At 38.2% G+C, this 19793-nt stretch carries 15 protein-coding genes and 1 pseudogene; 9 read left to right on the forward strand and 7 right to left on the reverse strand.

Features of this window, described 5'->3' with window-relative positions; all coding sequences use genetic code 11:
- Nucleotides 1-6: 6 nt before the first annotated feature.
- Nucleotides 7-1110 (forward strand): DNA-processing protein DprA, encoded by a 1104-nt coding sequence (dprA, locus tag Q2U82_RS04060; protein ID WP_410006438.1) that lies wholly within the window; start codon nucleotides 7-9, stop codon nucleotides 1108-1110.
- Here the strand turns inward: dprA and trpS are convergent.
- On the reverse strand, nucleotides 1107-2075 hold the full coding sequence (gene trpS, locus Q2U82_RS04065) for a tryptophan--tRNA ligase (RefSeq protein WP_410006439.1): 969 nt from the start codon (nucleotides 2073-2075) through the stop codon (nucleotides 1107-1109). The genes dprA and trpS overlap by 4 nt on opposite strands.
- Nucleotides 2076-2149: 74 nt before the next feature.
- Between trpS and Q2U82_RS04070 the strand changes: the two genes are divergently transcribed.
- Nucleotides 2150-2890, forward strand: a complete 741-nt coding sequence (locus Q2U82_RS04070; RefSeq protein ID WP_410006440.1) for a lysophospholipid acyltransferase family protein — start codon at nucleotides 2150-2152, stop codon at nucleotides 2888-2890.
- Nucleotides 2891-2999: 109 nt separating this feature from the next.
- On the opposite strand, the gene Q2U82_RS04075 is transcribed toward Q2U82_RS04070, so the two are convergent.
- The 3 genes from Q2U82_RS04075 to recA all read right to left on the reverse strand — a co-directional run bounded on the left by Q2U82_RS04075 (nucleotide 3000) and on the right by recA (nucleotide 6327).
- Complete coding sequence (locus Q2U82_RS04075) at nucleotides 3000-4565, reverse strand: outer membrane beta-barrel protein (RefSeq protein WP_410006441.1); 1566 nt, start codon at nucleotides 4563-4565, stop codon at nucleotides 3000-3002.
- Nucleotides 4566-4653: 88 nt separating this feature from the next.
- Nucleotides 4654-5193 carry an RNA polymerase sigma factor gene (locus tag Q2U82_RS04080; protein ID WP_410006442.1) on the reverse strand — a complete coding sequence of 180 codons (540 nt, stop codon included), beginning with the start codon at nucleotides 5191-5193 and terminating at the stop codon, nucleotides 4654-4656.
- Between the two features lie 126 nt (nucleotides 5194-5319).
- Complete coding sequence (gene recA / locus Q2U82_RS04085) at nucleotides 5320-6327, reverse strand: recombinase RecA (RefSeq protein WP_410006443.1); 1008 nt, start codon at nucleotides 6325-6327, stop codon at nucleotides 5320-5322.
- 166 nt (nucleotides 6328-6493) lie between these two features.
- Here recA and Q2U82_RS04090 point away from each other — a divergent pair, with 166 nt between their 5' ends.
- From Q2U82_RS04090 to Q2U82_RS04115, 6 genes and pseudogenes are all read left to right on the forward strand, one after another.
- Nucleotides 6494-7525 (forward strand): rhodanese-related sulfurtransferase, encoded by a 1032-nt coding sequence (locus Q2U82_RS04090; RefSeq protein ID WP_410006444.1) that lies wholly within the window; start codon nucleotides 6494-6496, stop codon nucleotides 7523-7525.
- 401 nt (nucleotides 7526-7926) lie between these two features.
- Nucleotides 7927-8961: pseudogene (locus tag Q2U82_RS04095) on the forward strand (PSP1 domain-containing protein); the annotation flags it as partial.
- Nucleotides 8954-9439, forward strand: coding sequence for a gliding motility lipoprotein GldH (locus tag Q2U82_RS04100; RefSeq protein WP_410006445.1), 486 nt, complete (start codon nucleotides 8954-8956; stop codon nucleotides 9437-9439). The pseudogene Q2U82_RS04095 and the gene Q2U82_RS04100, both read left to right, overlap by 8 nt.
- Nucleotides 9440-9447: 8 nt before the next feature.
- Complete coding sequence (locus tag Q2U82_RS04105) at nucleotides 9448-11760, forward strand: penicillin-binding protein 1A (protein WP_410006446.1); 2313 nt, start codon at nucleotides 9448-9450, stop codon at nucleotides 11758-11760.
- A gap of 93 nt (nucleotides 11761-11853) precedes the next feature.
- Nucleotides 11854-12555, forward strand: coding sequence for a CoA transferase subunit A (locus tag Q2U82_RS04110; RefSeq protein ID WP_410006447.1), 702 nt, complete (start codon nucleotides 11854-11856; stop codon nucleotides 12553-12555).
- Complete coding sequence (locus tag Q2U82_RS04115; RefSeq protein ID WP_410006448.1) at nucleotides 12555-13211, forward strand: CoA transferase subunit B; 657 nt, start codon at nucleotides 12555-12557, stop codon at nucleotides 13209-13211. Before Q2U82_RS04110 ends, Q2U82_RS04115 begins: the two co-directional genes overlap by 1 nt.
- 387 nt (nucleotides 13212-13598) lie before the next feature.
- Here the strand turns inward: Q2U82_RS04115 and Q2U82_RS04120 are convergent, their stop codons facing one another.
- Nucleotides 13599-15290: an ABC transporter ATP-binding protein gene (locus Q2U82_RS04120; RefSeq protein ID WP_410006449.1), complete on the reverse strand. Its 1692-nt coding sequence runs from the start codon at nucleotides 15288-15290 to the stop codon at nucleotides 13599-13601.
- A gap of 139 nt (nucleotides 15291-15429) precedes the next feature.
- Here Q2U82_RS04120 and Q2U82_RS04125 point away from each other — a divergent pair, with 139 nt between their 5' ends.
- Nucleotides 15430-18480: a M4 family metallopeptidase gene (locus Q2U82_RS04125; RefSeq protein ID WP_410006450.1), complete on the forward strand. Its 3051-nt coding sequence runs from the start codon at nucleotides 15430-15432 to the stop codon at nucleotides 18478-18480.
- Nucleotides 18481-18555: 75 nt separating this feature from the next.
- Here Q2U82_RS04125 and Q2U82_RS04130 read toward each other — a convergent pair whose 3' ends face one another.
- Nucleotides 18556-18963, reverse strand: a complete 408-nt coding sequence (locus Q2U82_RS04130; RefSeq protein ID WP_410006451.1) for a hypothetical protein — start codon at nucleotides 18961-18963, stop codon at nucleotides 18556-18558.
- An 82-nt stretch (nucleotides 18964-19045) separates the two neighbouring features.
- Nucleotides 19046-19759 carry a 3'-5' exonuclease gene (locus Q2U82_RS04135; RefSeq protein WP_410006452.1) on the reverse strand — a complete coding sequence of 238 codons (714 nt, stop codon included), beginning with the start codon at nucleotides 19757-19759 and terminating at the stop codon, nucleotides 19046-19048.
- Between the last annotated feature and the right edge of the window lie 34 nt (nucleotides 19760-19793).

Below are 19793 nucleotides of genomic sequence, written 5' to 3' on the forward strand. Positions count from 1 at the left end.
AAAATTATGCTTTCAAAAAACGAACTGCGTTATACGCTTGCATTGCAGCGTATTCCAAATTTAGGGGATATTTCAGCAAAAAAGCTATTGTGGAAAATGGGTTCTGCGGAAGAAGTCTTCAAAGAGAAAAAAAACAATCTTGCCAAAATTGATGGTATTGGTCTTCTACGCTTAAAAGATCTCAATTTGAAAAAACAGCTGGAAGAAGCAGATGAAGAACTTAAATTTATTGAAGAGAACAATATTCAATTCAGTTACTTCAAAGACAAAACCTATCCAGAAAAATTAAAACATTGCATAGACGGGCCTATACTTTTCTTCCATCGTGGAAATATAGATTTGGTGAGTAAGAAAATAGTCAGCATCGTAGGCGCACGAAAAATTACGAGTTACGGAAACGCTTTTTGCCAAAATTTAATTGAAGAGCTTGCGCCATTAAACCCAGTAATTGTTTCAGGGTTAGCTTACGGAGTGGATATTTGTGCTCACAAAGCAGCAATAGAAAATAATCTGCAAAATATTGCTTGTTTAGCGCACGGTTTAAACCAAATTTACCCTAAAGACCATAAAAAGTATATTAAAAAAATAGAGGAAAACGGTGGGTTTATAAGTGAGTTTTGGAGTAGTGATGCTTTTGATAGAAACAATTTTTTAAAACGAAACAGAATAATTGCAGGACTTTCCGAAGCTACAATTGTTATAGAATCTGCAGAAAAAGGCGGAAGTTTGGTCACCGCAGATATTGCAAATTCATATGACCGCGAAGTTTTTGCCGTTCCCGGAAGAGCTACAGATAGCCAAAGTAGGGGCTGCAATAACTTAATAAAACAGCAAAAAGCACAGTTACTCACTAGCGCCGCGGATATAATCTATATGCTAGACTGGGAATTGAAAGAAAACCAAAAACCAAAGCAAACCCAGCTTTTTGTAGAATTGGACGAAGAAGAGAAAGTGGTTTTTCGTTTTTTAAAGGAAAAGGAAAAAGAACTTTTGGACATAATTGCTCTTGAATGCAATATCCCCGCCTACAAAGCTGCCAGTATTTTGATGAATATGGAACTTAAAGGAATTGTTAGACCGTTGCCTGGAAAATTGTTTCAGTTGGTTTAATATCCAACTTTTTCCCGTACTCTTTTCAAAACTCCATTCGCAACCCCGCGAGCTTTTTCAGCACCAATAATCAAAGCCGCATCAATCTCGGGAAGGTTTTCCATAAAATAGTTGTAACGAGTGCGTTCTTCAGAAAATTTTTCAACTATCAATTCAAATAAAGCTTGTTTTGCGTGTCCGTAGCCATAGTTTCCTACTTCATAATTATTCCGCATTTTTGAAACTTCTTCTTTTGAACCTAATAATTTATAAAGTCCAAAAACATTGCAAGTATCTGGATTTTTTGGTTCTTCCAGTGGCGTACTGTCAGTTTCAATGCTCATTATTTGCTTCCTAAGTTGTTTATCATTCAAGAATATATTGATGATATTTCCTTTGGATTTGCTCATTTTGGAGCCATCCGTTCCGGGAACATACATAGTTTCTTCCTGTACTTTTCCAACTGGCAATATAAAAGTTTCTCCCATCTGCGTGTGAAAACGGGAAGCAACATCCCGTGTAATTTCAATGTGTTGCATTTGATCCTTTCCAACTGGAACAATTTCGGCATCATACAAAAGTATATCCGCAGCCATAAGCATTGGATAGGTAAAAAGGCCGGCGTTTACATCTTCCAATCGATCTGCTTTGTCTTTAAAGGAATGCGCCAAAGTCAGTCTTTGAAAAGGGAAAAAGCAGCTCAAATACCAAGAAAGCTCAGCCGTCTGAGGCACATCGCTTTGCCGATAGAAAACCACACGTTCAATATCCAGCCCAAAAGCCAACCAAGTTGCGGCAACACTATAAGTATTTGCACGAAGGGTTTCTGCATTTTTTATCTGTGTTAACGAGTGCATGTCAGCAATAAAAAGGAAAGATTCATTTTTAGGATCGTTAGCCATTTCAATTGCTGGAACGATTGCTCCTAAAATATTTCCGAGATGAGGTGTGCCAGTGCTTTGTATTCCTGTGAGTATTCTAGACATTGTTCTGAAAAATTTCAGCAAAGGTACTTTTTTTGATTTATTCACGTCGTTCAAATTAGTACTTTTGAAGCTCAATGAAAATTCTTAAACAAATTTTTGCGGCCTTTTACCGTATTTGGTTCTTTTTGATTGTGGCTTTGGCCACTATCTTATTATTTCCATTTTTATTAATTAGCATTCTTAAGCATTCATGGTATCCCTTTTTTTTCAAGGTTGCACGAACTTGGTCTGCCTTTATAATTTATGGCATTGGGTGTTATCCAATAATTAAACGCGATGTAATTTATGAAAAGGGAAAAAGCTATATGTTTGTGGCTAACCATACATCAATGACAGATATTATGTTGATGTTTTATGCTACCAAAAACCCTTTCGTTTTTGTTGGCAAAAAGGAATTGGCAAAGATTCCCCTATTCGGATATATCTATAAACGTACCTGTATTTTGGTAGATCGTGGAAACACGAAAAGTCGCGTTGAAGCTTTCCGAAGAGCAGAAATACGGTTGAATGAAGGATTAAGCGTATGTATTTTCCCTGAAGGCGGCGTGCCGGATGATCTTTCACTTTTGTTGGATGAATTTAAGGATGGTGCTTTTCGGCTTTCTATTGAACATCAAATTCCACTTGCCCCAATGACTTTTCATGACAATAAGAAACGGTTTCCATATTCTTTTTTTATAGGCACGCCCGGCAAGATGCGGGTAAAAGTTCATAAATTAATTCCAACATCAGGGTTTACTTTGGATAACAGAAAGGATTTAAAAAAAGAAACACGGGAAGTGATACTAAATGAATTACTAAATCCGACCGTTTAGAAACTTTTTGGATAAATTCAGTGGTAAAAAAAAACCGTCCTATGGCGAAGAACGGTTTTTTCAATCATTTTGTTTGAAGTATATCAAACATATCCAACTAAAAACTAACCTAAAACTTAAAACTTAATCCGCTGTAAACACCTAGATAGTATGGTTTAAAATTTACAGATGAATCGGTATAAGGGTTGAGCTGGTATTTAAACATTGGCTCAATATTAAACGTAAATTTTTTGGACAGTTTATAGTCCAATCCCAGCCCGAAGTTAGTTGAAAAACTTACACTGGAGAGATTATTTGCCTCTCCAAGCACATCAGTAAAATTATCTGCTTTCACTGAAATTTCGTTGTTGCCTAAAAACAAAGTGCTTAACCCACCAATGACATTTACACCAAACTTACTGTCAATAACAGCATATTTAAGCTCAACTGGCACTTCGTAATAATTTATATTCTGAATAAGTCTAGCATCTCCTTGTGTAGATTTTGGCGTAATATCTCCAAATCCATTTGAAGGGGCGGCATTGGCAAATGACCCTTTATCGGCTGCGGTAACAACAATATTTCTACTGCCATAATCAACAGAACTCAAGGCAACCGCTACTGGGCCAGTACCTACTTCAATACCCGTAGTGCTGTAACTTAAATCTACAGTATTAACACCTGTACGTACGCTTAAGCGTTTGTTTAAAGCATAACTCACTTGCACTCCGTAGCTCATGTTTACATCACCCTGTTGCGGATTGTCAGCAAAACTTGGATCTATGGATGAACCGTTTCCAAAACTGCTATAATAAACAGGAGCAACATTTGGGGCTACATTCCAGCGATGTTCAGGCTTTTCTTTCTTTTTCTTTTCAGAAACTGCATCTACATTTGTTTCTGCAATTGCATCAAAAATTGATTTTTTATTTTTTGATTCTTGTGTTATTTCTTCCTCAGTTTTCACCAAGCTTTTTTCAGAATTAATCTTCTCTGAATTTTCGTTAACAACAACTCCTTCTTTTTTGGAATCGAAAATAGTTTTATCCTTATTTATAAAATCTTCGTTTGCGTCTTTTCGGTTTTTGTCAGCACTGGTCTTTTCAGAACTGTTTTTTGAAGAGGCTATTCCTTCATTCGCTTCATTTTTTGGAGTATTCTTTTCTATCCAATTGTTCTTTTGGTTTTCTTTTGATTTATTAGAAGCATTCGTTTCAGAATTATTGGAAGCTATTACAGTATTGCTTGCTTTTTCAGAAGCATTTATGAAACCTTTATTTGAAGATTTTGTTTCACTTTTATTTTTTGATGTATTATCTTCGGAAGCATCTGAATCTTGCGTAGCATCATTTTGAAGTGTTTTGTTTTCTGAAGCTACTTGCGAATCATTTGCTTGTTTTTCAATTTCAGATTTATTTTCTTGAAGTTGATTTTCAGTTTGTTCTCTATTCTCATTGGTAATTTCAGGTGCAACTATAGTATTAGAAGATTTGTAAAGTGAATTGCCAACAGTCAACAACAACGCTATTAGAGCCGCAACACCGCCAAGGCGTATCCACAATGGGATAACTTTACGTTCTTTTTTCTCTTTTTTCAGTTCTGCTTGAATATTTTCCCAAACGCGTGCTGAAGGAGTGGCTTCAAGATTATTGAGCCCTTCGTTAAAAAAGTTGTCTATGTTTTTCTTTTCTTTCATTCTTGCCCTTTTATAAGGGAAAACTTTTTAAAAAAACCCCTACCCAAAAGCAGGGGCGTTTTATTCAATCTAAACAATTCACAATGCTTTAAGTGTTATAATTTGTAGCATTATACTCTTCAATCTTATTTTTTAAAATCATTCTGGCACGTGCCAGATTTGATTTAGACGTTCCATCGCTGATTCCTAACATTTCTGCTATCTCTTTGTGCTGATAGCCGTCCATCACATACATACTGAAAACCAATCTGTATCTATCCGGAAGTTCCTGCACAATTTTAAGTAAAAAATCAAGTGGAATTTCTTCGTCCTCAATTTCCACCTCAGCCTCATCTTCAATTTGGCCCTCATCAACAATTTCAAAGGTGCGTTGTTTCCTATATTTTTGAAGTACAGTGTTTACGGTCACCCGTTTCATCCAGCCTTCAAAAGAACCTTTGCCATTATACTGCTCAACTTTTTTAAAGATGGTTATAAAAGCATCCTGCAAATTATCCTCAGCCTCGGTATAATTAGGCGAATAGCGAAGACAAATGGCAAAGAGAATTCTGTTGTACTGTTTGTACAATTCGCCCTGCGCCGTTGCATCTTGCTTTTTGCATTTTAGTATGAGCTCGTCTAAAGTCAAACGCGGTACCGTGAATTATTGTTCTGTTGTAAATACCTCTTTATTTTAGAGGGCAACCGTAATAATCAAGGTTCCTACATTCTGTAGATACCAAGGCATCAAAAGGGTTGCGTGTTTGCTGAAAAATTATTTACTTATTGTCGCTATAGCGTCCTTAATTTTCTTTTCCAGCTCGTCCATTAATTCCGGATTGTCCAAAAGAAGTGTCTTTACCGCATCGCGCCCTTGCCCGAGTTTTGTATCGTCATAGCTGAACCAAGAACCTGCTTTTTTGATGATTTCAAAATCAACGCCAAGGTCGATTATTTCGCCTACTTTGGAGATTCCTTCACCGTACATAATATCGAATTCCACTTGTTTGAAGGGTGGCGCCACTTTATTTTTTACCACTTTCACACGGGTTTTGTTTCCGGTGGCGTTGCTCTCGGTGTCTTTAATTTGTGTGGAACGGCGAATATCCAAACGCACGGAAGCATAAAATTTTAATGCGTTTCCACCTGTTGTAGTTTCTGGGTTTCCAAACATTACACCTATTTTTTCGCGCAATTGGTTAATGAAGATTACGGTACATTTTGTTTTGCTGATGGAGCCCGTAAGTTTTCTTAAAGCCTGGCTCATCAAACGTGCATGAAGCCCCATTTTGCTATCACCCATTTCGCCTTCTATTTCGCTTTTTGGCGTTAAGGCCGCCACGGAGTCAATAACCACGATGTCGATTGCACCGCTTCGGATTAGATTGTCTGCAATTTCCAAAGCCTGCTCACCGTTATCGGGTTGCGAAATGATAAGGTTTTCAATATCCACTCCAAGCTTTTCGGCGTAGCCTCTATCAAAAGCATGTTCTGCGTCAATAAAAGCAGCAATTCCGCCTTTTTTCTGTGCTTCCGCCATTGCGTGAAGCGTTAAGGTTGTTTTACCCGAAGATTCCGGGCCGTATATTTCTATTACTCTTCCTCTCGGATAACCCCCCACGCCGAGGGCAACATCCAAACCGAGTGAACCGGTTGGAATTACATCCACATCTTCCACGGCGGTATCGCCCATTTTCATTACGGTTCCCTTTCCGTAGGTTTTGTCAAGTTTATCAAGAGTAAGCTTTAAAGCTTTAAGTTTTGCGTCTTTTTCAGTGCTCATTTTCAGTGTTTTTTATGATGGAAATTATAGTATGCTAAGATACTATTTCTTTGTGCTTGGGGCAAAAGTAAAATATGGGGAGAAACGATTTTTGTTAACAATAAATATAATGATTATTTTTGCCGAATCTATTAAAATCAATTCTTTTCACCTAAAAAAGTATAGCATGCAACTGTACAATAAATTAAGTGCAAAAGAGAGGGAAACACTTTTGGAACTGGCCGGAGAGGAACGGCTTACCCTTTCTTTTTATCAATATGCCAAGATTGGCAATCCAGAACTTTTCAGAAATTATTTGTTTATTGCTTGGCACGAGCAGGATGTGCTTGGCCGAATTTATGTGGCGCACGAAGGCATTAATGCCCAGCTATCCGTTCCCGCAAAACGCTTTAAGGAATTTAAGGAATTTCTGGACGGGATTTATTTTCTGAAGGACGTGCGTTTAAATATCGCTATTGAGCAGGATTTGAAGTCATTTCTAAAACTGAAAGTGAAAGTGCGCGATAAGATTGTTGCCGATGGCTTGAATGACGAAACCTTCGACGTTACCAACAAAGGAATCCACGTAGATGCGCAAAAATTCAACGAACTGATTGAAGATCCCGATGTGGTTTTGGTAGATATGCGAAATCATTACGAAAGTGAAATAGGTCATTTTAAAAACGCCGTAACGCCCGATGTTGACACATTTCGCGATTCACTAGATATAATTGAAGAAGATCTAAAAGACCACAAAGAAGACAAAAAATTGGTGATGTATTGCACAGGCGGAATCCGTTGCGAAAAGGCCAGCGCCTATTACAAACACAAAGGTTTTAAAAATGTGTTTCAGTTGGAGGGCGGGATTATTGAATACGCGCGCCAAGTGGAAAATCAGGGTTTGGAAAATAAATTCATCGGAAAAAATTTCGTCTTTGACCACAGACGCGGTGAACGGATTACAGAAGATATTATCAGCCACTGCCATCAATGCGGCGAAGCTTGCGATACACATACAAATTGTGCCAACGAAGCTTGCCACTTGCTGTTCATTCAATGTGAGAAATGCGCTGTGGCAATGGAAAACTGTTGTAGTGAAGAATGTATTGAAATAATACATCTTCCCGAGGAAGAGCAGAAACGATTGCGTCAAGGCATCCCTAACAGCAACAAAATTTTTAAAAAGGGGCGCTCGGAAAAATTGAAGTTTAAGAAATAGCGGGGTGCTGGAAGCTGGATGGTGGAAGTCAAAAAATCGTGGTTCAAAAATCTAAAATCGTAAATTCGAAATCGTAAATTTAATTGATATCTTTACTGATTAAATTGTTTGTTTAATTTTCGTCCCTCTTCAAATGGAAAAGGGCTTTATATATAAAATTTATGGGCTGTACCAGCTGTGCCACAGGCGCCGACGGACAGCCAAAGGGATGCAAGAACAATGGTACTTGCGGAACCGATGGCTGCAACAAATTAACGGTGTTCGACTGGCTTTCAAATATGCAACTTCCTGCCAATATGGAACCCTTCAATGCGGTGGAAGTGCGCTTTAAAAACGGAAGGAAAGAGTTTTTCCAAAATTCTGAAAATCTTACTTTAAGTATTGGCGATACAATTGCTACCGAAGCTTCACCAGGTCATGATATTGGCATGGTTACTTTAACAGGAGAACTCGTTAGGGTTCAAATGAAGAAGAAAAAAATTCCTTTAAAAATTGATGCGCTTCCTAAAATTTACAGAAAAGCATCCCAAAAGGATATTGATATTTGGCAAGGCGTTCGCGATAAAGAAGCTGATGTACAGAAGCGTTCGCGAGAAATTGCCATTCGCCACGGATTGCAAATGAAAATAAGCGATGTTGAATTTCAAGGCGATGCTTCAAAAGTTATTTTTTATTACACTGCCGAAGAAAGAGTTGATTTTCGTGAATTAATAAAAGAATTCGCCCGTACTTTCAATACCCGTATTGAAATGAAACAAGTTGGGTTCCGCCAAGAAGCTGCGCGTTTGGGTGGAATTGGAAGTTGTGGGCGCGAGCTTTGCTGCTCTACCTGGCTTACGGATTTCCGTTCGGTAAATACTTCCGCAGCACGCTATCAGCAACTTTCATTGAATCCTCAAAAACTTGCCGGACAGTGTGGAAAATTGAAATGCTGCTTGAATTATGAATTAGACACCTATTTGGAGGCTTTGGAAACTTTCCCAAGCACCGAAACAAAACTTCAAACTGAAAAAGGCAACGCTACTTGCCAAAAAATAGATATTTTTAAAGGTTTGCTTTGGTATGCCTATGAAAAGGAATTTATGAACTGGCATGAGTTAACCGCTGAAAAAGCCAATGAAATAATAGCCTTGAACAAAAAAGGTGAAAAACCACTGGCACTGGAGGAGTATACAATTGAAGCGCCTAAAACAGAAAAAGAACCGTTCAGTAATGTGGTTGGCCAAGATAGCTTGACACGCTTTGACCAACCAAAGCAAAAAGGAAAGAAACGCCGAAATAAAAGCCGAAACAAAAATAAAGGTACGGTAGAAGCTACAGCTGGAAACGCTCCAAAAAACAATCCAAGAAACAAGTCTTCAAAAAAACCCGGAAATAAGTCTAGGAAAGGATCAGGAAATCAAAACAGAAACCCCAAGCCACCAAAAAATGAATAAATTATTGGCATTTTTTTTGATTACTGTTTTTCTCGTTTCCTGCGAGTCTAATACTGTTTTTAGTGAAATTCGTGCAATGGACGGTTATTGGGGTGCCGACGAGGTGGTAGAATTTAAATTGCCACAGTTGGATTCACTCAAAAACTATAATCTCTTTTTAAATATTAGAAACACAAACGAATACAAGTTCAACAATATATTTTTGATAGTTTCAATGAATTTCCCTCACGGAAAAACAGTTACCGACACCCTTGAATACCGAATGGCCAATCCAGACGGCTCGTGGATGGGCCAAGGAATTGGAGATGTAAAGGAAAACAAATTGTGGTACAAAGAAAACGTACAGTTTTTTGAAGCTGGCAGTTACACCATAGACATAGCCCAGGCAATGCGCAATAATGGCGATGTGGAAGGCGTTACAAAACTCGAAGGCATTACAGATGTTGGTTTTAGTATTGAAGAAACCACCGAACAGTAAAAATTAATATGGCAACAAAAAAAGCAACTCCAAAGAAGAAAAACCAGGATGATTTGAGTCATCATATCAAAACCTTTTGGAAAATTTTTGCAGGACTTATACTCTTAGTTATTTTCTTTTTTCTATTGGCATCTTGGGGAGTTTTTGGAAGTCTTCCAGATGAAACCAGTCTTGAAAATCCCGAAAAAAACCTTGCTACCGAAATCATTTCTTCAGATGGAAAAACCATTGGGAAATTTTATAAAGAAAATAGAACTCCCGTTTCTTTCGATTCTTTGCCCGATCATTTAGTGAACGCCTTGATAGCTACTGAAGACGCACGCTTCTATGACCATTCAGGTATTGACGGCAGAGGAACACTGCGAGCATTTGCCTTTCTAGGCACTCGTGGCGGAGCTAGCACCATTAGCCAGCAGTTGGCAAAATTATTTTTTACAGATCAAACGGCATCAAACAAGCTGGAAAGAGGGATTCAAAAAATTAAAGAGTGGATTATAGCCACACGTTTGGAAAGACGCTACACAAAAGAAGAGATTATCACAATGTATTTTAATGAATACGATTTTCTTAACCAAGCCGTAGGTATTGAAAGTGCAGCAAACATTTATTTTGACAAACCCCCTGCACAGTTGACTACTGCAGAAGCTGCAATGTTAGTTGGAATGTTTAAAAACTCCTCACTTTTTAATCCAAACCGCAGGCCAGAAATGGTACGGGATAGAAGAAATGTGGTTTTGGCCCAGATGGAGAAATACGGTTACATTTCAGAAAACGTGATGGATTCATTGCAAGCCCTTCCACTAAATCTTAAATTTACTCCGCAAGGTCACGATGAGGGAAGTGCAACTTACTTTCGCGAGTATGCTCGTAACTTTATGGAAGAGTGGATAAATGAACATCCCAAACCAGATGGAAGCAAATACAATATTTATCAAGATGGATTAAAAGTCTACGTAACCATAGACAGCAAAATGCAGGAATATGCCGAAACAGCAGTAAAAAAACATATGGCACATTTACAGGAAGCCTTTGACGAACAAAACAAAAAAAATAAAACCGCCCCTTTTAGGGATATTACTGAAAAAGAAACTGAAGGCATCCTAAATTCGGCAATGAGAAAAAGTGACCGTTGGCGTGAAATGAAGAAACAAGGAAAAGACGAAGAAGAAATCATAAGTAGTTTTAAAAAGAAAGTTCCAATGCGTGTCTTTTCATGGAAAGGAGATATTGATACTATAATGACACCTATGGATTCCATTCGCTATCACAAATCATTTTTGCAAGCGGCAATGATGTCCATGACTCCACAAACTGGCGAAGTGAAAGCTTGGGTTGGCGGAATAGACTATAAACACTATAAATATGATATGGTGAAAAAAGGAAAGCGTCAAATAGGTTCTACCTTTAAACCTTTTGTATATGCCACAGCCATAGACCAAATGCACATGTCTCCTTGTGATACATTGCCTAACACAATGTATACAATTCCTGCGGGGAAACACAACTTGATTAAACCTTGGGCTCCTAAAAACGCAGGTGGCGGTTATGGGGGAATGGTAACACTTAAATATGCGCTTGCTAATTCAATAAACACTATTACCGCAAGATTGATAGACCGGGTAGGACCAGAACCTGTAATTGATTTAGTAAAGAAAATGGGCGTTGACACAGAAAATATGCCTGCCGTACCTTCCATAGCGCTTGGAACTCCAGACGTTTCAGTTTATGAAATGGTTGGAGCCTACAGCACTTTCGCAAATGAAGGGGTGTATGTTGAACCAATACTAATTCAAAGAATTGAGGATAAAAACGGGACGGTACTTTATCAAAATGTTCCCAAAACCAAAGACGTTATTAGCAACGAAACGGCTTATGTAACGGTAAGTTTGATGGAAGGCGTAACACAGTCTGGATCCGGTGCTCGATTGAGAGGTACTTGGGCAGTAAATTCTTCTGTTTATAAAAATGCAGTAACCGGTTATCCGTATGATTTCAAAAATCCAATTGCCGGTAAAACAGGAACTACCCAAAACAATAGTGATGGCTGGTTTATGGGAATGGTTCCAAATTTGGTTACAGGCGTTTGGGTTGGCGGCGATGACCGTGCAACACATTTCGGCTCCACTTCATACGGGCAGGGAGCTACAATGGCATTGCCCATTTGGGGAATGTATATGAAAAGCTGCTACGCCGATAAAGATTTGGATGTTTCAACAGGAAACTTTAAACGTCCAGCAAATCTCTCCATTGAAACAGATTGTTCCAAGTGGCGTGAGGGCAACCCCGATGTAGAGGAAATGCCAGATGAATTTGGGATATAATAAAATTCTTATAAATGAAAACCTCACATATCTTCAGGAAATGTGAGGTTTTTTTATAGGTTGAAATTTTGTAATTTTCAGAAAATTTAAAAAATGATAAAAAAGACAGTTGCAGATGTTCGCGAAGCCTGTGAAGGCATTGAAGACGGAATGACCTTTATGCTCGGTGGCTTTGGGCTTTGCGGCATTCCCGAAAATATTATTTCAGAATTAGTTCGGAGAAATATCCAAAATGTTACCTGTATCTCAAACAATGCAGGTGTTGATGATTTTGGGCTTGGGCTTTTGTTGAAAAAGCATCAAATAAAGAAAATGATTTCTTCCTATGTAGGCGAAAATGCCGAATTTGAGCGCCAAATGCTCAGTGGTGAAATGGACGTGGAACTGGTTCCCCAAGGAACCTTGGCACAACGCTGTGAAGCCGCCCGAAGTGGAATCCCTGCATTTTATACTCCCGCGGGCTATGGAACCGAAGTAGCCGAAGGCAAAGAAACCCGTGAATTCCACGGAAAAATGTACGTAATGGAAAAAGCTTTCGAAGCAGATTTTTCCTTCGTAAAAGCCTGGAAAGGTGACGAAGCCGGAAACCTCATCTTTAAGGGAACCGCTAGAAATTTTAACCCAGCCATGTGTGGCGCAGGAAAAATTACCGTTGCGGAAGTAGAAGAATTAGTTCCAGCTGGCGAATTAGACCCAAACCAAATCCATATTCCAGGAATTTTTATCCAAAGAATATTTCAAGGGGAAAAGTATGAAAAGCGTATTGAGCAATTAACTGTAAGAAAAAGAAACTAATGGCACTTTCAAAAGAACAAATAGCACAGCGAATTGCAAAAGAAGTAAAAGACGGCTACTACGTTAACTTGGGTATCGGAATACCAACGTTGGTAGCAAACTTTGTGAGAGACGACATAAGCGTTGAATTTCAAAGTGAAAACGGTATTCTAGGAATGGGACCGTTTCCCTTTGAAGGCGAAGAAGACCCAGATTTAATTAATGCGGGAAAACAAACAATAACTGCTTTACCAGGCGCATCATTCTTTGACTCGGCAATGAGTTTTGGGATGATTCGTGGCCAGCATGTTGATCTAACTATCTTGGGAGCAATGGAGGTTTCACAAAATGGAGACATAGCAAATTGGAAAATTCCCGGGAAAATGGTGAAAGGAATGGGCGGTGCTATGGACTTGGTTGCATCAGCAGAAAATATTATTGTAGCCATGATGCACACCAACCGTGAAGGTGAGTCTAAGCTATTAAAAGAATGTAGTCTCCCACTTACGGGAGTTAAATGTGTTAAGAAAATAGTATCCAATCTTGCTGTTCTCGAAATTATCGATGGAAAATTTCACCTTCTTGAGCGTGCCCCAGGAGTCTCAGTTGAAGAAATTCGGAAAGCTACAGAAGGAGATTTGGTTGTAAAAGGGGATATTATTGAAATGAAATTTTAAAAAAGATTGACTTTTTTGAGCTTTACAAAATCAAGAAATAATTGCTTTTTTATGTTAAAACACTGTCAAAAAGGAAGAAATTGTTAAAATTTAATGTATTTCATCGAATTTATATGCTTTTTGTCGTCCTGTTCGTAAATAGTTTACATATTAGCAGTCCCAAATCTTACCAACTTAACCTCATATGGAAAAAGTAACTAGATCAATTAAAAGCACTAAAGAATTGTTACTAAACGTGCTTTTCATTTTTAAAAAAGTGTTTTTATTGTTCTAATCTTTTTTTATGGTTGTTTATGCCCCAAATCTGTCATAAACACAGATAAAAAATAAAACCCGTTCTTCGTGAGGTTAGAACGGGTTTTTTATATTTCCTTTTTTTGTGAATTCTTAAATTCCCTTTGGAATTGCTTCTATTAGTTTTTTTGAATATTCCGTTTGTGGATTTTCATAGATTTCATCTGCATCGCCCAATTCTTCAATTTTTCCTTTGTTCATTACCAAAAGTTGATCTGACATATATTTAACCACCGCCAAATCGTGTGATATAAATATATAGGTAAACCCGAAATCATTTTTGAGTTCATTGAGCAAATTCAAAACCTGCGCCTGTACAGAAATATCCAAAGCTGAAACAGATTCATCACAAATAACCAATTTTGGTTCTACAGCGATTGTCCGTGCTATTCCCACCCGTTGCCGTTGCCCACCGGAAAGTTCGTGTGGGTAACGATAAAAATAACTTTCATCCAATCCAACTCTTTCAAGCAAAGACAGAACTCGTTCTTTTCTTTCTTTTTTAGTTTTTCCAAGACCATGCACTTCCATAGGTTCCATCAATGCCTGGCCAATCATTAAACGCGGATTTAAAGAAGAATAGGGATCTTGAAAAATAATCTGTATTTCTTTCCGAAGATTTCTGATTTCACTCTTTGAAAGTTTTGTAAGTTCTTTTCCTCGGTATTTTATGCTTCCGGAAGTTGCTCTTTCAAGTTGAAGAATCGTTTTTCCTAAAGTAGATTTTCCGCAACCGGATTCGCCCACAAGCCCTAAAGTTTCTCCTTCAAAAACTGAAAAACTAACGTTGTCAACCGCTTTTACAATTTCTTTTTTCGCAAATATGCCAACATTGCTGAAATACTGTTTTTCTAAATTGGTGATTTCCAAAATTGGGTTTTGGGTATAAATTTGTTTATGTTTTTTTGCGCGCTCCGCAGCTTTCACTTCCCTTGGAATGAAACTTTTATCTGCAATAGAAGCAATGGTCGGCAATTTTGCCAAACGAAGATTCAATGAAGGCCGCGATGCCAAAAGTGCTTTGGTATATTCTGCCTTTGGATTTTTAAATATTTCAACATTTGTTTCATTTTCAACAATATCACCTTTATACATTACCACCACCCTATCTGCAATTTCAGAAACCAAGCTCAAATCATGTGATATAAAAAGCATCGCCATTTTTGTTTCTTGCTGAATTGATTTTAAAAGCGAAATAATTTCTTTTTGAACTGTTACATCCAGTGCAGTTGTAGGTTCATCGGCAATGAGCAGTTTTGGTTTGCAAGCAATGGCCATTGCAATCATAACTCGCTGCATCTGTCCACCGCTTATTTGGTGTGGATAGCTGTTAAAAATTTCATTGGGCCGCGGCAGTTTTACTTTTTCGAATAATGAAATGGTTTCTTTTTTCGCTTCGGAAGGATTCATCTTTAAGTGAAGTCGCAGTATTTCGGAAACTTGAAAACCACATTTTAACGAAGGGTTCAGCGCGCTCATCGGTTCCTGAAAAATCATGGCTATTTCGCTTCCGCGGATTTTTCTGAATTCTTTTTCACTGGTTTTCAGAAGATTTTTTTCTTCAAACAAAATATTCCCTGAAATATTTGTGTGCTTTTTAGGCAATAATCCCATAAGGGAAAGTGAGGTGACAGATTTCCCAGAACCGGATTCACCAACAATCCCTAAAATTTCATTTTTAAAAATGTCAAAAGAAATAGCATGTAAAACTTCAATGCTATTTTCCTTATTTCCAAAGGATACAGAAAGTTCTTCAACTGATAATAGAGGTTCATTTTTCATCATCTCAAAGATAGGATAATCGGGGGGATATTTTTTTAACTGTAGTTCATCGAAAAAAATTTCATTTAATCAATTTTTATCGTTCATTTAAATGTTTTTTAACAAAACAATAAACCTATTTATTCACTTAATCTTAATTATTATGAAAAAAATTAACAAATTCGTTTTTCTGTTTTCATTCTCAATTTTTGGTTTTTCTGTGGGGGTTTCCGCACAAAACAAAAACGATGAAAAGAGAAACGTTAAGCAACCCCCAAGTCTAGTGGTTTTTGATGCCTCACAATCGTACACGCTTCAAAATTCCACACAAATCTTTAAGGAAGTTTTAAATCCTTCATCCCCAACTTCTTTCGCAACGCTAAAACAAGAACAAGATCCATTAGGGTTTACCCATCAAAAAATGCAAGAATATTTTAACGGTGTTAAGGTAGAATTTGCAACAGTAACACTAAGCAGTAAAAATGGAGCGGTACAAACTTTAAATTCTTCCTATTCCCCCATTGCGGAAGATTTCAATGTAACGCCATCCATAAGCAATTCGCAGGCTTTAAACAGTGCAATTGCGCACGTGGGCGCTTCAAAATATATGTGGCAGAATGCTGCAGAAGCGGCGCTGGCTGACAATTATAAAAAACCAACTGGCGAGCTCGTTATTTTACCGGCTCTTGAAAATATTTCAGAAACAAACCGACTTGCATATAAATTTGATATTTATGCTACGGCTCCATTATATAGAGCAGACGTTTATATTGATGCCAAAACCGGACAGTTCATTATGGAGAACAAAAAAATCCATGATGCCAACGTTCCAGCAACAGGAACAAGCCTGTATAATGGCAATGTTTCCTTTACTGCGGACAATGCCTCAGGGCCATACCGTTTGCGCCAAACTGCAGATGGTGGTGGAATCCAAACTTTTGATTTGAACAATAGCACCAACTACAACAATGCCGTTGATGTTACCAGCAATTCAACAAATTTCACTTCAAATCCAACTGGGGTTCAGGCTCATTTTGGAGCTGAAAAGACCTATAAATATTATTCCCAGAAATACGGAAGAAATTCATACAACAATACGGGAGGCGTTATCAAATCATACGTTAGCTATTCAAGCAATTACGTAAATGCCTTTTGGGATGGAAGTAGAATGACCTACGGCGATGGCGATGGTACAAATTACGGTCCTTTGGTTTCATTGGATATTTGTGGTCACGAAATTACCCACGGTGTTACTGAATATTCTGCGAATTTGGTTTATAGCTACCAATCCGGAGCTTTGAATGAATCGTTCTCAGATATTTTCGGGGAATCTATTGAAAAATTTGCATCTGGAACCAACGACTGGTTGATGGGCGATGATATTGGTGCCGGCGGAAGTGGCGGTGCCTTGCGCTCTATGAGCAACCCGAACGCTTTTGGAGATCCTGATACATATCAAGGTACTTATTGGTATTCAGGCTCTGGCGATTCTGGAGGAGTGCATACAAATTCCGGGGTGCAAAACTTTTGGTTTTATGTGTTGAGTGTTGGTAAAAGTGGCACTAACGATAAAGGCGACAGCTACAATGTTACCGGAATCGGAATGGACAAAGCCGGAGCAATTGCCTATAGAAACCTTACTGTTTATTTGAACTCCAACTCGCAATACAGTGATGCTAGAAATGGCGCAATACAAGCTGCAATAGATCTATATGGTGCTGGTAGTGCTGAAGAAATTGCAACTACAAACGCTTGGTACGCAGTTGGCGTTGGCGCTCCTTACGGCGGCGGTGGCGGCGGTGGCAGTTATTGTACTTCACAAGGAAACAATGTGAATGACGAATACATAAGCCGCGTACAGTTAAACACAATCAACAATGCTTCCGGAGCTCAACTGTATTCAGATTTTACAAGCATTTCTACTTCTTTGAGTGAAGGTTCAACTTACACAATTACAGTTACTCCAACTTGGACAGGAACTGTTTATAATGAAGGCTATGCAGTTTGGATTGATTATAACGGCGATAAGGATTTTGGTGATGCAGGTGAATTGGTTTGGTCCAAAGCTGCTTCAAAAAACACTCCAAATAGTGGCACGTTTACAGTACCTTCTGGAACCATAGGCGGAGAAACAAGAATGCGGGTTTCAATGAAATACAATGGAATTCCAACTTCTTGTGAAACGTTCAGTTATGGTGAAGTTGAAGATTATACTATCAATCTTGGCGGAGCAGGGCCAGATACCCAAGCTCCTTCAGCTCCTTCAAATTTAGTGGCTTCAAATGTAACACAAACCACTCTTTCACTTTCGTGGAATGCTTCAACAGATAATGTTGGCGTTACGGGTTATGATGTTTTCCAAGGCGCTACAAATATTGGAAGTGTTACAGGTACATCGGCTAACATTACTGGACTGTCACCTTCAACAGCATATAGTTTCAAAGTTAGAGCGCACGATGCTGCAGGTAATAATTCTGGCTTCAGCAATACCGTAAACGTTACAACACATTCTAATTCGATAACCTATTGTACTTCACAAGGAAATAACACCAATGATGAATACATAGACAGAGTTCAACTTGGAAGCATCAACAATCTTTCTGGAAACAATGGTGGGTATGCAGATTTCACAAGCATTTCTATCACACTTGCAAAAGGTAGTAGCAACACAATAACTATAACTCCAAGATGGACTGGTACAGTTTACTATGAAGCTTATAGAGTCTGGATAGATTACAACCAAGATGGCGATTTCAATGATTCTGGCGAACAGGTTTATACCCGTTCCCGTACAAAAGCCAGTTCTGTTTCAGGAAGTTTTACAGTACCTTCTTCAGCGCTTAATGGCGCAACAAGAATGCGGGTTTCTATGAAATATAACGCTAATTCCACCTCATGTGAAACATTTACTTACGGTGAAGTGGAAGATTACACCGTTATCATAAGCAATGCTGTAGGTCAAGGAATTACAGGCGATACTGGTTTCAGCAATGCTGAAATGTCTATTTATCCAAACCCTGCAAAGCACACCTTGAATATTTCACTAATTGAAGCTACGGGCAAAGATTACGTGATCTACAATACCGTTGGCCAGGTTGTGGGTAAAGGAGCATATACTGAAAATGTAAATGTTTCTTCATTGCAAAGTGGTATTTACATCATTGAAGTAAATACTGAAAACAACAAACTCAGAAAACGTTTTGTAAAAGAATAATTAGTTAATATTTAAAATTGGAGAGGCCCGTTTCAAAATGAAACGGGCCTCTTCTTTTTAAATATATTATTTTTTTTATAAAGGGTCGCCCACTTTAATATCACATCTATGGCCAGGTTGACCGTGTGGTGGATTTACTCCTTTGCCAGAAATAGCTGCTGGCACAGCCTCAGTCTTGTTTACTGCAGGTGTTGTGTTAGAACTTCCCGCACTGTTTAATGGAGCACCAACTGGAATAGCACAATCATGACCCGGTTGTCCGTGTGGTGGATTTACAGCTACATCACCAGTAGCGGAATTGTTTATTGTTTGGGATGAAGTAGGCGCTACATTTTGCAAAGCTTGTTTTTTCTGTTCCAGGGTTGCTTCTTGAACTGTAGGTGTTTCCACTTCAGTTTCTTTATCCTTACAGGAAATAAAAAGTGGAACCGAAGCAAGTAAAACTATTAAAAATGATTTTGGATTGAATCTTGGAATTATCATAGATGTGCTATTTTATTATGATTGATAAATCTACTAAAAATAAAATAGAAATCCACATTTAGAGATTTCTTCCAGAAAAATGCTACACAGAAAGTATTTCGTCTTCGTTTAAAATTTCCTCATTCCGAAGTCGCAAGAAAATCTGGGCGACTGTAACTGTGTCTTTTTCGCAATAAATAATGATTCTGTCAATGTCTTTTTCTTCGTAAAAAACGCCTCGAACCTGGCTGCCGTCAATATCATCTTTTGGCGAAGGAATACCCAAAACGTGAGCCATCAATTTAAGGGAAGTAAAAGTTTTGTAATCGCCGAACTTCCAAAGTTCCAGCGTATCCAAATGTGGAACTTCCCAAGGTTTTTTTCCGAAGAGATCCAATTTAAAAGGAATGTCAATTCCATTAATTATCATTCTTCGGGCAATGTATGGAAAGTCAAATTCCTTGCCGTTGTGCGCGCAAAGAAGATGATGCGGTTTGTTGAAATGGGTTTCCAAAAGTGTTTTAAAATCCTTCAGAATTTTCACCTCCTCACCGTGAAAACTTGTTACGCGAAAATTCCGAATATCGCCTTTCAACACAAAATAGCCTACGGAGATACAGACAATTTTTCCAAACTCTGCCCAAATTCCGGCACGTTCATAAAAGTCTTCTGCTGAAACTTCATCCTTTCTTTGGTATTGGCTTTTTAGCTCCCAAAGTGTTTTTGAAGTATCGTCCAATTCGTCAAAATTTTCGTACTGCGGAACGGTTTCAATATCCAAAAATAGGATATGTTCCAAGTTTATTCGCTTAATCATATTTTGAAAATTTCAATCGGGGAGAGAATTAAAG

It is taken from the genome of Aequorivita nionensis, assembly GCF_046352995.1.
Taxonomy (GTDB): domain Bacteria; phylum Bacteroidota; class Bacteroidia; order Flavobacteriales; family Flavobacteriaceae; genus Aequorivita; species Aequorivita nionensis.

Bases quoted from the DNA above. Each gene is read 5' to 3' on its own strand.
- dprA (WP_410006438.1), top strand. From the start codon at position 7: ATGCTTTCAAAAAACGAACTGCGTTATACGCTTGCATTGCAGCGTATT.
- trpS (WP_410006439.1), bottom strand. From the start codon at position 2,075: ATGTCTAGAATACTCACAGGAATACAAAGCACTGGCACACCTCATCTC.
- Q2U82_RS04070 (WP_410006440.1), top strand. From the start codon at position 2,150: ATGAAAATTCTTAAACAAATTTTTGCGGCCTTTTACCGTATTTGGTTC.
- Q2U82_RS04075 (WP_410006441.1), bottom strand. From the start codon at position 4,565: ATGAAAGAAAAGAAAAACATAGACAACTTTTTTAACGAAGGGCTCAAT.
- recA (WP_410006443.1), bottom strand. From the start codon at position 6,327: ATGAGCACTGAAAAAGACGCAAAACTTAAAGCTTTAAAGCTTACTCTT.
- Q2U82_RS04090 (WP_410006444.1), top strand. From the start codon at position 6,494: ATGCAACTGTACAATAAATTAAGTGCAAAAGAGAGGGAAACACTTTTG.
- Q2U82_RS04100 (WP_410006445.1), top strand. From the start codon at position 8,954: ATGAATAAATTATTGGCATTTTTTTTGATTACTGTTTTTCTCGTTTCC.
- Q2U82_RS04105 (WP_410006446.1), top strand. From the start codon at position 9,448: ATGGCAACAAAAAAAGCAACTCCAAAGAAGAAAAACCAGGATGATTTG.
- Q2U82_RS04110 (WP_410006447.1), top strand. From the start codon at position 11,854: ATGATAAAAAAGACAGTTGCAGATGTTCGCGAAGCCTGTGAAGGCATT.
- Q2U82_RS04115 (WP_410006448.1), top strand. From the start codon at position 12,555: ATGGCACTTTCAAAAGAACAAATAGCACAGCGAATTGCAAAAGAAGTA.
- Q2U82_RS04120 (WP_410006449.1), bottom strand. From the start codon at position 15,290: ATGATGAAAAATGAACCTCTATTATCAGTTGAAGAACTTTCTGTATCC.
- Q2U82_RS04125 (WP_410006450.1), top strand. From the start codon at position 15,430: ATGAAAAAAATTAACAAATTCGTTTTTCTGTTTTCATTCTCAATTTTT.
- Q2U82_RS04130 (WP_410006451.1), bottom strand. From the start codon at position 18,963: ATGATAATTCCAAGATTCAATCCAAAATCATTTTTAATAGTTTTACTT.
- Q2U82_RS04135 (WP_410006452.1), bottom strand. From the start codon at position 19,759: ATGATTAAGCGAATAAACTTGGAACATATCCTATTTTTGGATATTGAA.